Annotated in this window: 12 protein-coding genes and 1 pseudogene; 1 reads left to right on the forward strand and 12 read right to left on the reverse strand. The window is 67.1% G+C overall.

Features of this window, described 5'->3' with window-relative positions; all coding sequences use genetic code 11:
- Window positions 1-203: 203 nt before the first annotated feature.
- The 11 genes from OM960_RS24510 to OM960_RS24560 form a co-directional block, all read right to left on the reverse strand.
- Window positions 204-974, reverse strand: a complete 771-nt coding sequence (locus OM960_RS24510) for an enoyl-CoA hydratase-related protein (protein WP_263335419.1) — start codon at window positions 972-974, stop codon at window positions 204-206.
- Complete coding sequence (locus tag OM960_RS24515; RefSeq protein ID WP_264773822.1) at window positions 971-2,323, reverse strand: MmgE/PrpD family protein; 1,353 nt, start codon at window positions 2,321-2,323, stop codon at window positions 971-973. The genes OM960_RS24510 and OM960_RS24515 overlap by 4 nt, the downstream gene beginning before the upstream one ends.
- Before the next feature lie 31 nt (window positions 2,324-2,354).
- Entirely contained in the window at window positions 2,355-3,155 is an 801-nt protein-coding gene (locus tag OM960_RS24520; RefSeq protein WP_264773823.1) for a crotonase/enoyl-CoA hydratase family protein, read from the reverse strand.
- Between the two features lie 14 nt (window positions 3,156-3,169).
- Complete coding sequence (locus tag OM960_RS24525) at window positions 3,170-4,732, reverse strand: class I adenylate-forming enzyme family protein (RefSeq protein WP_264773824.1); 1,563 nt, start codon at window positions 4,730-4,732, stop codon at window positions 3,170-3,172.
- A 20-nt stretch (window positions 4,733-4,752) separates the two neighbouring features.
- Window positions 4,753-5,943: an acyl-CoA dehydrogenase family protein gene (locus OM960_RS24530; protein ID WP_264773825.1), complete on the reverse strand. Its 1,191-nt coding sequence runs from the start codon at window positions 5,941-5,943 to the stop codon at window positions 4,753-4,755.
- Between the two features lie 11 nt (window positions 5,944-5,954).
- Window positions 5,955-6,836 (reverse strand): nitrilase-related carbon-nitrogen hydrolase, encoded by an 882-nt coding sequence (locus tag OM960_RS24535; RefSeq protein ID WP_264773826.1) that lies wholly within the window; start codon window positions 6,834-6,836, stop codon window positions 5,955-5,957.
- 64 nt (window positions 6,837-6,900) lie between these two features.
- Window positions 6,901-7,779, reverse strand: coding sequence for a glycine betaine ABC transporter substrate-binding protein (locus OM960_RS24540; RefSeq protein WP_264773827.1), 879 nt, complete (start codon window positions 7,777-7,779; stop codon window positions 6,901-6,903).
- A gap of 42 nt (window positions 7,780-7,821) precedes the next feature.
- Window positions 7,822-8,556: an ABC transporter permease gene (locus tag OM960_RS24545; protein WP_264773828.1), complete on the reverse strand. Its 735-nt coding sequence runs from the start codon at window positions 8,554-8,556 to the stop codon at window positions 7,822-7,824.
- Window positions 8,557-8,559: 3 nt separating this feature from the next.
- Window positions 8,560-9,693: an ABC transporter ATP-binding protein gene (locus OM960_RS24550; RefSeq protein ID WP_264773829.1), complete on the reverse strand. Its 1,134-nt coding sequence runs from the start codon at window positions 9,691-9,693 to the stop codon at window positions 8,560-8,562.
- A gap of 25 nt (window positions 9,694-9,718) precedes the next feature.
- Complete coding sequence (locus OM960_RS24555) at window positions 9,719-10,369, reverse strand: ABC transporter permease (protein WP_263335433.1); 651 nt, start codon at window positions 10,367-10,369, stop codon at window positions 9,719-9,721.
- Between the two features lie 75 nt (window positions 10,370-10,444).
- Window positions 10,445-11,443 carry a GlxA family transcriptional regulator gene (locus OM960_RS24560; RefSeq protein WP_263335435.1) on the reverse strand — a complete coding sequence of 333 codons (999 nt, stop codon included), beginning with the start codon at window positions 11,441-11,443 and terminating at the stop codon, window positions 10,445-10,447.
- 332 nt (window positions 11,444-11,775) lie between these two features.
- On the opposite strand from OM960_RS24560, the gene OM960_RS24565 reads away from it, so the two are divergent.
- Window positions 11,776-11,979, forward strand: coding sequence for a hypothetical protein (locus OM960_RS24565; protein WP_264773830.1), 204 nt, complete (start codon window positions 11,776-11,778; stop codon window positions 11,977-11,979).
- Window positions 11,980-12,781: 802 nt separating this feature from the next.
- Here the strand turns inward: OM960_RS24565 and OM960_RS24570 are convergent.
- Window positions 12,782-12,873: pseudogene (locus OM960_RS24570) on the reverse strand (IS5/IS1182 family transposase); the annotation flags it as partial.

Below are 12,873 nucleotides of genomic sequence, written 5' to 3' on the forward strand. Positions count from 1 at the left end.
TCCGCATCGAGGTCCGGTGGATCGCCTCGACCTGATCGGGCGTCGCGAGTTCCAGCGGCGCGTAGGGGTTCTGGACGTCCCGGAATTCAAGCTGGGAGATCGCCCCTCCGCCGCGGGCGGCTCTGGCCCGGCGCCCCGTGGTCCGTTTCTCGGTGGTCATCGCTGCCTCGCTCATCCGGTGATCCTATCTTTGGCGTATCGGGTCATTGTCCCGCCCATTTCGGCGTCCGCTTTTCTGCGAAGGCGCGTGGTCCTTCTTCGGCATCGCGCGACGCGGCGACGGCAGGCCAGAGCTCTTCCGACAGGGCGAAAAGCTCCGCATCGCGTTCCAGCAGCGCCGCGTGCGTGAGCCGGAGCGTCGCCGAGACGCCGAGGGGCGCATTGCGTCCGATCTCCTGCGCAAGCGCCCGCGCCACGGCGACGGCCTCGCCCTTCGGAGCGAGCCGGTTCACGAGGCCAAGCGCCTTCGCTTCCTCCGCCCCGAGGGACGCGCCGGTCAGCGCGAGCTCCAGCGCGCGGCCGGGCGGGATGCGCCGCGCGAGGCGGAACGGGCCGCCCGCGACGGCGAAGATGCCGATGCCCGCTTCCGGCAGGCCGAAGACCGCGCCTTCCTCCGCGACGATCAGGTCGCAGGCCAGCGCGATCTCGAGCCCGCCGGCAAGGGCCGCGCCGTTGACCGCCGCGATCATCGGCTTGGTGCGCTTCGCGTCGACGAAGCCGGCGAAGCGGTTCTCTGCGAACAGGATCGCGTCCCGCTCGCCGCCGAGGAAGGCCTTGAGGTCCATCCCGGCGCAGAAGACCCGCCCCGCGCCGGCGAGGACACCGACACGCGCCGCGTCGTCAGCCTCGAACCGCGCCACGGCGTCGCGCAGGTCGGCGGCGAGCGCGGCATTGACAGCGTTCCGCTGCTCCGGCCGGTCGAGCGTCAGGACGGCGACGCCGTCCCGCGCCTCGTACTGGACAAGTCCGCTCATGCTGCCACGTCGCCCGGTTCCGCCGCCGGCGCCTGGACCAGCTCGATCAGGCCCGCGATGCCGCCGCCGTCACCGAGCCGATCGACCGCCGCTTCGATCGCCGCCGCGCGGTCGGTGCCCAGGGCCGGCCCGGCATAGGCGCGGAACTTGGCGCGGACCGTCGCCATGTCGACCGGCGCCTCGGGATCGTAGAGCGCCTCGGTCGGCTCGGATTGCAAGCGGCGGCCGTCCTTCAGCACGAGCGCCACATGGGCGATCCGGCGCGCGGGGAAGGCGGCGTTGTACTCGTCGCTTTCGGTCACGGTCATCGACTGTGCGAGCCGCCGGATCTCGGGGTCGGCGAAACTCGCCTCGGCCACGTCGACGGGATCGACCCGGCCGCGCACCAGCGCCACGGCGGTCGGATAGGCGGTGGAATACTGCGCCTCCTCGGTGGTCTTCGGGTCGCGCGTGGCAAGCCGCCGGGATTGATGGAAGGTGGTGATCTCGATCCGTTCGACATCGCCCGAGGTGAGCTTGTGCTCCGAGCGCAGGTTCAGGACCGCCTGCAGGGGCGGCTGTGCCCAGCGGCAGACCGGATAGGCCTTGTAATACTGCTCGGCGATCCGCCACCGGGTGCCGAGATCGTCCCAGAGATCGGCGACATCCGCACCCTCGACGGTGATCGCGGGCGCGCCGGTGAAGCCGTCGGCGGCGAGGTAGGCGGCCGACACGCCCGCCATCGCGCCCCAGCCCGAGCCGTCCTTCACCATCGTCGGATGGTCGATGCAGCGCATCATCTGGCTGCGCGGGCCGTGATACTCGGCGATCCCGATCGCCTCGCGGCTCTGCGCCGCGTCGAGGCCGAGCACGCGCGCGCCGAGCGCGGCGGCGGCCACCGCCACCCAGGCGCCCGAGGTGTGGTAATCGGGCGCCGTCCGATGGAGCGCGATGCCCGCCCGGGTGCCGATCTCGTAACCGGTGACGAGCGCTGCGAGGAAGGCGCGGTCGTCGAGCCGGCCCTCGGCCTCGCTCACCGCCAGCAGCGAGGGAAAGACGCCGCAGCCGACATGGCCCTTAGTCAGCTTGTGCCCGTCATGGCCGTCGAGCGCGTCGATGGTCACGCCGCCCGCCAGCGCCGCACCGGCGGGGCTGGCGGCGCGGCCGTCGAACAGGATCCGTGCGCGTCGGGCGCCGGGGCCGAAATGCCCGGCGGCGTGGTCGCGGATGATCCGCGACATCCGCGTCCCGGCCCCGCCGGCGGCGACGCCGATCAGGTCGAGAAGCCAGCGGCGGCCGAGGTCCAGCACCTCGTCGGGCAGGCTCGACGCGTCGGTCTGGTGGAGGAAGTCGATGAAGCGCGAGGACATGAATTCAACTCCTGTGGGTTGGGTGGCCGGGTCAGCGCCCGTCGAAGGCGGCGGGTCGTTTCTCGAGAAGCGCGTCGACGGCCTCTTCGTGGTCCGCCGTCTGGTGGCACGCCCCCTGATAGGCGGCGGCGAGCTGCAGCACCGAGGAAAGCCGCGTGTTCAGCCCCTCGCGCAACAACCGCTTGGCCATGCGGAGCTGGCGCGGCGGGTTGCGGGCGATCCGGGCGGCGAGCGCGCGGGCCTCGTCCATCAGCGCCTCGGGTTCGACCACCTTCGACACCAGCCCCCAGGCCAGCGCGGTCTCGGCGTCCACCGGGTCGGCGGTGAAGGTCATCTCGGCGGCGCGGCTGAGGCCCACCTGGCGCGGCAGGAGCCAGGCACCGCCGTCGCCCGAGATCAGGCCGACGTTGACGAAGTTCTCGGCAAAGGTCGCGCGGGTCGAGGCGATGCGGATGTCACACAGGCAGGTCGTGTCGCAGCCCGCGCCATAAGCCGGGCCGTTCACGGCGGCGATCAGCGGAACCTCGCAGTCCCACATCGCCCGCGCGACGCGCTGGATGCCGAGCCGGTAGCCGTCCTTCACCGCGACCGCATCGCCTGCGAACGTGCCCTGCTTGTCTTTCATGTGCTTGAGGTTGCCGCCCGAGGAAAACGCCTTGCCCGCGCCGGTCAGGATCGCCACCCGCACGCTCTGGTCGGCCGAGATGCGCGCCATCGCGGCGACGATCGCATCGCAGAGGTCATGGTCGGTCAGCGGGTTGCGCGCCTCGGGCATGTTGAGGGTGAGCGTGACAACGTGGCCGTCCTGCTCGTAGATCAGCTTGTCGGTCATGTCCGGGACTCCTGTCATGCCGCCGCGGGCGGGTTGTAGCGGGCGACGAGTTCGCGCTTCAGCACCTTGCCGCTCGGGTTGAAGGGCAGCTCGTCGAGGAACTCGTAGCGTTTCGGGCGCTTGTAGGGCGCAAGATCATCGCCCGTCTTGCAGAAGGCGTCGAGCTTCTCCGCCGTCAGCGCCGGATCGGATCGCACGATGAAGGCGGTGACGACCTGCCCCCATTTCTCGTCCGCGAGCCCGACCACCGCGGCTTCCTGCACGCCGGGGCAGCGGTATAGGGCCTCCTCCACCTCGCGCGGGTAGATGTTCTCGCCGCCGGAGACGATCATGTCGTCGGCGCGGCCGTGGAAATAGTAGAACCCGTCGGTGTCCTGGCTGAAGAGGTCGCCGGTATAGATCCAGCCCGCCTTCAGCTTCTTCTGCGTCTCGAACGGATTGTTCCAGTAGCCCTCCATCGCCTGCGCGCCACGCACGATGAGCTGGCCGATCCGGCCTTGTTCGACGGTCTCGGAGGGTGGCACCTCACGGCCCTGGTCGTCGGAGATAATCCGGCATTCCGAGATCAGCGTCGGCTTGCCGCAGGAGCCGAGCTTGCGCAGCGCATCCTCGGGATGCAGGACAAGAGTCAGCGACGCCTCGGTCATGCCGTAGCCGTTGAAGATGCCGGGGCAGAACTCCATCATCACCCGCTCCATCGTCGTCGACGAGATCGCCGCGCCGCCGGTGGTGATGAGCCGGAGCGACGAGACGTCGTACTCGGCGAAGCGCGGGTGGAACAGCATCTCCTGGATCTGGGTCGGCACGGCGAAGAGCGTGGTGATCTTCTCGGACGCGATGGTCTCCAGCGTTTTTTCCGCCTCGTAGCGGCCGATCACGACATTGGTGCCGCCGACAAGGAGATGCGGGATGAAATAGGCCTGCATGCCCCCGACATGGTAGAGCGGCGCGATGTGCAGCGCGCTGTCGGCATGGCTGAGCGAGTATTCCATCACGCAGTTCATCGCGATGGCGATGTCGTTGGCATGGGTGTGGATCACGCCCTTCGGCCGGCCCGTCGTGCCCGAGGTATAGACCAGCGAGGAGATCGCGTCGCTCGCGGGGATCGGGCGCGTTTCGTGCCGGTCGACGGTCTCCTCGGCCAGCGTGTCGAAATGGTGGTGGCCGTCGGGGATGTTCGCCTTGTCATAGGCGCAGCCGATGAAGTCGTGGACCGAGCGCACCTGCCCGGCGACCTTCAGCGCGTTCTCGGTCAGGTTGCGGCCATAGACGAGAACGCGGGCGCCGGAATCCTGCAGGATATGGGCCGCCTCGCCCGGCGACAGGCGGAAGTTCATCGGCACCGCCACGGCACCCAGCATCTGGCAGGCGAAATAGGTCGTCACCGAGTTCTCTGAGGTCGAGACGTAGAACGCCACTCGGTCGCCGGGCCGGACCCCGAGATCCGAGAGCGCCTGCGCGAAGCGGCGCACCCGGCCGAGCCATTCGGCATAGGTCCAGCGGCGGTCCTCGAAGATCAGCGCGAGGTGGTCCGGGTAGCGGTCTGCGGAAGCTTCCAGCAGGCGTGCGATATGCATCGCGTTTCCCCTCCGAAGGGTCAGAGATTGGGCCGGATCGCCGGCATTTCCCGCGCGGCGATCAGGTATTTGCACATTTCCGACGTCCCGCCGACGATCGGCAGCGCCCGCGCGTCGCGGTAGAGCTGCTCGACCCGGCCATACTGCCGCGTCACCCCGTCGCCGCCGAGGATCTGCACCGCGCGGTCGGAACAGAACACCGCCGTCTCGGTCGCGACCAGCTTGGTCTGGCTCGCCTCGCGCATCAGTTCCTTGCCGTCGATCCCGGCGTCATACATCTTCGCGGCGCGGTGGGTGAGAAGCTCGGCCGCGTCGATGCGCCAGCTCATCTGCGCGATCATGTCCCAGATCAGCTGCTTCTGGCCGAGCTTCTGGCCGAAGCTCTCGCGGGTCTGCGCATGGTCGCGCGCGAGGTCGAAGGCCGACCGCGCGACGCCCAGGCCGGAGCCGCCGAGGATCACGCGCTCGAAGTTGAAGGCACCGAGCATGATGCGAAAACCGGCGTTGACCTCGCCGAGGAGGTTCTCCTCGGGCACGCGGACGTTCTCCAGCGTGACCTCGCCGACGACCGAGCCGCGCCGGCCCATGAATTCATAGGTGCGCGGGAAGGAGAGGCCGGGCGTGCCGGCCGGAACGAGGATCGCCGTCATGCCCTTTTGCGGCGCGACATCGGGATCGGTGATGCCCCAGACGATGTAGACATCGGCCTTCGAGGCGTTCGAGATATACCGCTTGAAGCCGTCTATGACCCATTCGCGGGTCTTTTCGTCGAAGCGGATCCGGGTCTCCATGCCGGCGCTGTCCGAGCCGACATTGGGCTCGGTCATGCAGATCGAGCCGACCGCCCGGCCTTCGAGGATCGGCGTCAGGTAGCGCTCGCGCAGCGCCGGACGGGCATGGGCGTGGATCGGGTAGGCGCAGGACAGGGCCGTCGCGATCGTCGTTTCGAACGCGTAGTTCAGATAGGCGGCCTCTTCCGAGACGATCACCGCATGGGTCAGGCCGGGCTTGCCAAGGTTTCCCTTGTAAAGGTCGCGGAACATGACCTTGAGGTAGCCCGCCTCGCCCAAAGCCCGCGCGACGGCGAGCTGGACAGAAAAGTCCTGGTCCTTCTCGATCGCGTCCACGCGGGGACCAAGCTCGCGCGCCATGAAGTCGCGCACCTCGGCACGGAAGGCGCGGTCCTCGTCGCTCAGGAAGAAGTCGTGCATCTCGGTTGCCCCTAGTGGTTTTCGCGCACGAAGTCCGGGACGCCCAGCGTCTCCACCAGCCGCTGCGTCTCGCGCAGGACGAGGGCGATGTTGCTGTCACGGACCGTGGGCAGGAGGTGGCGGGCGTGGCGGACCACGTCGTAATCGAGCTCGGCGGTGATCAGCTCCGCCTCGGTTCCGGCGACGGCCAGTTCCTTGCCGAACGGGTCGATGATGCGCGAGCCGCCCCAGAAATGCAGGTCGTGCTCGGTTCCGGTCCGGTTGGCCATGATGACCGGCGCGCCGTACATCATCGCGTAGAACCGGCAGGTCAGCGCCCAGCCGGCAGGATTGTCGAAATCGGCACCGACGGCCTCGATGCCCGAACTCACCGGGCAGGTGAGAAGCGTCGCGCCCTGCAGGAACGCCAGATGGGTGAGCGCCGGGTTCCAGACGTCGGCGCAGATCAGGAGGCCCGCCGTCCAGCGCCCGGCGAGGCCGAAGGTCTCGACGAAGCGGCCCGAGGCGTAGTGCTTGCCTTCCTCGAGCTTGCCGTAGGTCGGCAGGTTCACCTTGCGGTGCAGGTGCACGAGCTTGCCGTCCTTCAGGACCGCGGCCGCGTTGTAGAACTGCGCGGCCGGCCCTTCCTCGATGAAGCCGACGGACACCGCCATCGGTCCTGCGGCCTCGGCGAGTTGCATCAGCCGCGGATCGGTGCGCGTCATCGCCGCCGTCAGCAGGCGGTCGGGCCCGTAATGCCCGGTCAGCGATAGCTCGGGCAGGACGAGGAAGTCGAGCCCGGCCTCGTGTCCGCGGGCGATCCAGTGGAGGTGGCGGTCGATATTGGCGTCCACGTCGCCGATCTCGCTGGAGAACTGCGCGGCGCCGACTTTGATCTTCTGAGCGGTCGACATGATCTTCCTGCCTTCGAAACAAGGGGGATCCGGGAGGCGGCGTCCGCCTCCCGGAGGGAGCCTGTCAGATGAGACCGTTTTCCTTGAGGAAGTCGGCCGCGACGTTCTCGATCGAGACCTTCTCGACGTCGACGCGGGCGTTGAGGGCGGCCATCACCTCGTCGTCCAGCTTGGCCGAAACCTGGTTCAGGAGATCGCCGAGCTCGGGGTTCGCCTCGAGCACCTCGGTGCGGACCACCGGCGCCAGCGCGTAGGCCGGGAAGTAGCCCTGGTCGTCGCTCAGGACGACGAAGTCGAAGGCGGGGATGCGGCCGTCGGTGGCGAAGACCAGCCCGACATCGACCTGCGCGTCCTTCAGTGCCTGGTAGACAAGGCCCGAATCCATCCGCTTGACGTTCGCCCGGCCGAACTCGAATCCATAGGCGACCTCGAGCGGCTTCAGCCCGTCGGGACGCGCGTAGAACTCGGCGTTGGACCCGAACGAGATCTCCTGACCGCCGTTGACCGCCGCGGCGAGTTCCGAGAGCGTGGTGATCCCCTTTTCGGAGGCGTCGGCCGCCCGCATGGCGAGCGCGTAGGTGTTGTTCGCGGCCGAGGCGTCAAGCCAGCTGATGCCCTTCTCGGCGTCAAGCTCCTTGACGCGGGCATAGGTGTCCTCGGCGTTCAGCTTCTCCTCGACCTTGTTGTAGGTGATGAGCGAGGTGCCGGTGTATTCCCAGTAGACGTCGATCTGGCCGCTTTCCATCGCCTCGCGGACGGCGGCGGAGCCCATGCCGGCGCGGTTGTCGACGCTGTGGCCCTTGGCCACGAGGAGCTGCTCGGTGATCGACGAGAGGAGCTGCTGCTCGGTGAAGTTCTTGCCGCCGACGACGATGTCGGCCGCCTGGGCGGTCATCGCGAAACCGGCGAATGCCAGTCCGGTCAGGGCGGTCTTGATAGTCATGTTCATTCCGTCTTCTCCACGTTGGAATGGGATCGCCGCGCGTCAGCGAAGCGGGTTCACGCCCTTCGGGATCAGGCGCAGCTGCGCCTGGCCCATCAGGAAGTCTACGAGCACCGCCAGCATGGCGGTGGGCACGGCCCCGGCGAGCAGCATGCCGGTGTCCATCAGGTCGATGCCGGTGAAGATCAGCTCCCCGAGGCCGCCGCCGCCGATCAGGAAGGCGAGCGGCGTGGTGCCGACGTTGATCGCGAGCGCGGTGCGGATCCCCGAGAAGATCACATAGAGCGCGTTCGGCAGCTCGACCTGCCACAGAATCTGGATGGGCGTCATGCCCATGCCGGTCGCCGCCTCCTTCAAGTGAGACGGCACGGCCAGAAGCCCGGCATAGGTGTTGCGCACGATGGGCAGGAGCGACGCCACGAAGAGGCCGAAGAAGGCCGGCGGGAAGCCGATGCCGAGAATGGTCATCGACAGCGCGATCACCGCGAGCGTCGGGATCGTCGTGCCGATGTTGAAGACCTGCATCACGGTCTCGGCGTAGCGCTCGGCCGAGGGGCGCGACAGCCAGATGCCGACCGGGACGCCGACGAGGATGGCCGCGCCGCCCGAGGCGGCGACCAGCACCATGTGCTGGCGTGACAGGAAGGCGATGTCGTCCCAATAGACCATGATCTGGTCCAATAGACCCGAGTTGGCCACCCAGAGGCCGGCCAGCAGCCCCACTGCCAGCATGGCGGCGCGCCCGAGGCCGATGGATTGTGCGATTGCGTGCCTCATATCTCAGGCCGCTCCGGCATTCGCGCCGCCATAGGTCGCGCGCAAGGCGGCGGTGACCGCGGGTTGCGTCACGACCCCGGCATAGCGCCCGTTGTCGTCGGTGCAGGCGAGCCACATCGTGTCGTGGGCGAACATCTCGGAGACGACGGCGCGCAGGTCGGCCCGGACCGGAACGCTGGCCGGCAGCGGATGGGCGAAATCGCCGATCCGCCCGGACGCGCCCTGAAGCTCGTCGGCGGTGACGAAGCCGACCGGGTGATGGTCGCCGTCGATCACGACCGCGATCCGCTCGCCGGACGACGCCAGCGACTGGCGCACGTCCGCGACCGAGGCCGAGCGGGCGGCAGAGGCCGCGTCGGCCCTGGCCACTTCCTCCGCGGTCACAAGGCGCAGGCGCTTCAGCGTCCGGTCGGCGCCGACGAAATCCGCGACGAAGGCATTGGCGGGATGCGCGAGGATGCGGTCGGGCGAGTCGTACTGCTCGATCTTGCCGGCGCGGAAGATCGCGATCTTGTCGCCCATCTTCACCGCCTCGTCGATGTCGTGGCTGACGAACATGATGGTCTTCTTCAGCGCTGCCTGCATCTTCAGGAACTCGTCCTGGATGATCTCGCGGTTGATCGGGTCGATGGCGCCGAAGGGCTCGTCCATCAGCATGACCGGCGGATCGGCCGCGAGCGCGCGGATCACGCCGACCCGCTGCTGCTGACCGCCCGAAAGCTCCTTGGGGTAGCGCCGCAGGAAGTGTCGCGGATCAAGGCCGACGAGGTCGAGAAGCTCGGCCGCCCGCGACTTGGCCTTCTTCATGTCCCAGCCGACGAGCTTCGGGACGACGCAGATGTTCTCCTCGATCGTCATGTTCGGGAAGAGACCGATCTGCTGGATGACGTAGCCGATGTTCCGCCTCAGCTCGATGTCGTTCAGCTTCGACGTGTCCTCGCCGTTGATGAGGATCCTGCCGCTCGTCGGCGCGATCAGCCGGTTGATCATCTTGAGCGCGGTGGTCTTTCCGCATCCCGACGGGCCGAGCAGGATGCAGATCTCGCCCGTGGGCACTTCCATGTTCACCTTGTCAGCGGCCACGACGAGGCCGTTCGGCGTGGCGAAGGTCTTGGTGAGGTCTTCGAGACGGATCATTCGGGTGGTCCTTCGTCGGAGCGCGTCAGCGTTTCAATCCGGCCGGGGTCAGGCGCTTCTGCAGCTTCAGAAGCGCCCAGTCGGCGGCCATGGCGAGGAGGGAGACGGCGATCGCGCCGGTGACAAGCTGGCGCGGATCGGTCTGCGAGATCCCGCGCGAGATCAGGACACCGAGCCCGCCCGCGCCGATGTAGGCGGCGATGGCGGCCACGCCGATGTTCATCACCACCGCGGTCCGCACCCCGGCCATGATGACCGGCACGGCGATCGGAATCTCGACCTGAAGGAGCCGCTGCAGCGGCGTCATGCCCATTCCCTTCGCCGCCTCGCGCAGGGCCGGATCGACATTGGTGATGGCGGTGTAGGTGTTGCGGACGATCGGAAGCTGCGAATAGAGCAGGATCGCGATGACCGCGGGCAGCCAGCCGATCCCCTGCCCGATCGTCGACAGAAGCGGGATCATCAGGCCGAACAACGCGATCGAGGGGATCGTGACGATGATCGACGCCACGTAGAGGACGGCGTCCGCCACGCGCTTGCTCTGGGTGATGGCGATGCCGATCGGCACCCCGGTCAGGATCGCCAGGCCCACGGCCACCGCGACGATCCAGATATGCTCGGCCGCGAGGCCGAGGATCACGGACCAGTTGTTCGCGATGAAGCTGAGTATTTCCATTTCTCCCCCCGACCCGCCGGACAGTCCGCCTCGGCAGGTTCGCTAGGGAGATACGCCGCCCCGTTTCGCTGGACGTTACGGGACTTCGCCATCCTCTTGCACGAATCCGCCATGCCCGCGCGGACGCCGCCGCCGGGCCACCGAGGGCGATTCTCCGAAGCGCGCCTTGAAGCTGCGGCTGAAGTGGCCGAGGCTCGAGAACCCGCACTGCTCGGCGATCGTCTCGAGCGACTCGGTCGAGGCGAGGAGCATCCCCCGCGCCGCCTGCAGCCTGAGCCCCATGTAGAACTCGGACGGCAGCTTCTCGACCTCGGCCAGGAACAGGCGCTCCAGCTGGCGCTCCGAAATTCCGACCTGTTCGGCGATCGAGGCGATCCGGACCGGGTCGGACAGCCGGCGCCTCATGATGTTGATCGCGGCGAGAAGCCGCTCGTCGGTGATCCGGAACCGCCAGCGGAGGTCCTCGTGCTGGGCATGCGACGACGGGCGGATCGGGCCATGCAGGAACTGGTTCGCGACATCGATCGCCAGATCCTCCCCGTCGATCTGCGTGATGAGCGCCAGCATCATGTCCATCGAAGCCGCACCCCCGGCCGCGGTCAGGATGCCCCGATCCCAGCAATAGAGTTCCTGCGAGACGACGAGATCCGGGAACGCCTTCTCCAGCTCCCGCGCCGTCTCCCAGTGAATCGTCACCCGGGTGTTGTGCAGAACCCCGGCGCGGGCCAGCAGCAGTGCCCCGCTGCTGATGGCGCCGAGAAGCCGCCCGCGGGCCTTGAGCCGCCGCAGCCATGCGAATGTCCGCGGCGCCTGGTAATCCATCGGGAAAAGGCTCGCCACCAGAACGGTCAGGTCGGTTTCCGGGGCCCTGTCCACCCCGTGCTGCGCCATGATCTCGATGCCGTTGCTGGCGGCGACGAGACCGGCGCTTTCCGCCGCGAGCGTCCATTCATAGCGCTGCGTCCCCAAAAGACGGTTCGCGGCGCGCAACGGCTCGACCGCGGAACTCAGGGCCATCATGGAGAAGCCCTCGACGAGCACGAACGTGACGCGGAAGGGCCCATCGCGCCGCACGCGACGGAGCATTTCGGCGAAACCGTCCCGCTTTTCCGGAGCAACGCCTCCGGTTTCGTCCGAGCGCCCTTCGCCCAAAGAAAGACCTTTCCTTCCTGCCCTCCGCGACCGGCACCCGATCACACGGCCGCCCCCTGTGCAATGACGAACCGCAACTGCAGTTGCGCCCGACGGTTGCAACGGAGCACAAGCCCGCGTGGCTGGCGCCGTCGGAACCTCCCGAGCGGGGGGCTCGGGGGCAGACACGAGGCGACGCCGTTTCCGGGGCGGGCACTGTTTCTTGGTGCTTGAGATAGCGGCCGAAAAGTTGGAGGTTTGGTCTGGATGCCACATTGGAGAACGCCGCTCGCATCGCCCTGTCGACCGCCTCCGGCTCCGGAGGTGATACGACGATGGGATTCCCGGCCTGGAACCGCTATGCCGGCCATTCCAGCCGGAGCGCGAACGCCAGTGATGCACCCGGGCGGCCGCCGGACCGACCGATCGAGGCGGGCCAGTTCGGGTTCGGGTCGATCGCCTGCGGCCTTCACCTCTGACTCGAGTTTGAAACGACAGACGATGACGATTCTCAACACAACCCGGACGCCTGAACATGCCGATCGATGAAATCGTCCTTCATATCGGCATGCACAAGACCGGATCGACGTCCATCCAGTCCAGCCTGAACCGTTATGACGACGGTGAGATCCGGTATGCCCACCTGCACCACGAGAACCATTCCATCCCGATTTACACGATCTTTTCGGAGTCTCGGGCATCGTATCACATTCATCGCAGGCGCGGCGTCAGCGAGGATGATGTCTTGAAGAACGCCGGGATGTGGAAGCAGCAGCTTCTGGCGGAACTTGATAAAGATCGAAGGAAACTGATCATTTCAGGAGAAGATCTTTGCTATCTGGAGAAGGACGAAGTCGAGTCCTTCCGCGAGCTCCTGAAACAGCACTGCAATCGGATCACGGTCATCGCATATGTGCGAGACCCCGTGAGCTTCGTGTCTTCAGAGACTCAGGAATTGATCAAGAGCGGCGCGAAGATCACGGATGTGCCACATCCGAATTACCGCTCGCGGTTCGAAAAATACTTCGAACTGTTTGACGACCCGGCTCCGAAACTTTACCGGTTTCGACGGGAGGATTTTCCAAACTCTTCAATTGTAAGTCATTTCTGCGGCCTGATCGGCATCGAAGAACCGACCGGCACGAAAGAAATTAACAGCTCAATGTCTCTGGAAGCCGTCAGGCTGCTGGATACGTTCAATCGCCACGGCGTGCAGGCGGATGGCGACGCACGGCTGTTCAAAGCTCGACACCATTTCCTAGGCTCCAGACTCATTGATCGTCAAAGCCAGAACAGGACGGTTGCGGCGAGTGCGACGGCGGAAAGGAAGGTCTTGGCGCATCTGTCGTAACGGGTTGCGACCCTGCGCCAGT

This window comes from Defluviimonas salinarum (genome assembly GCF_026013545.1).
Lineage (GTDB): Bacteria > Pseudomonadota > Alphaproteobacteria > Rhodobacterales > Rhodobacteraceae > Albidovulum > Albidovulum salinarum.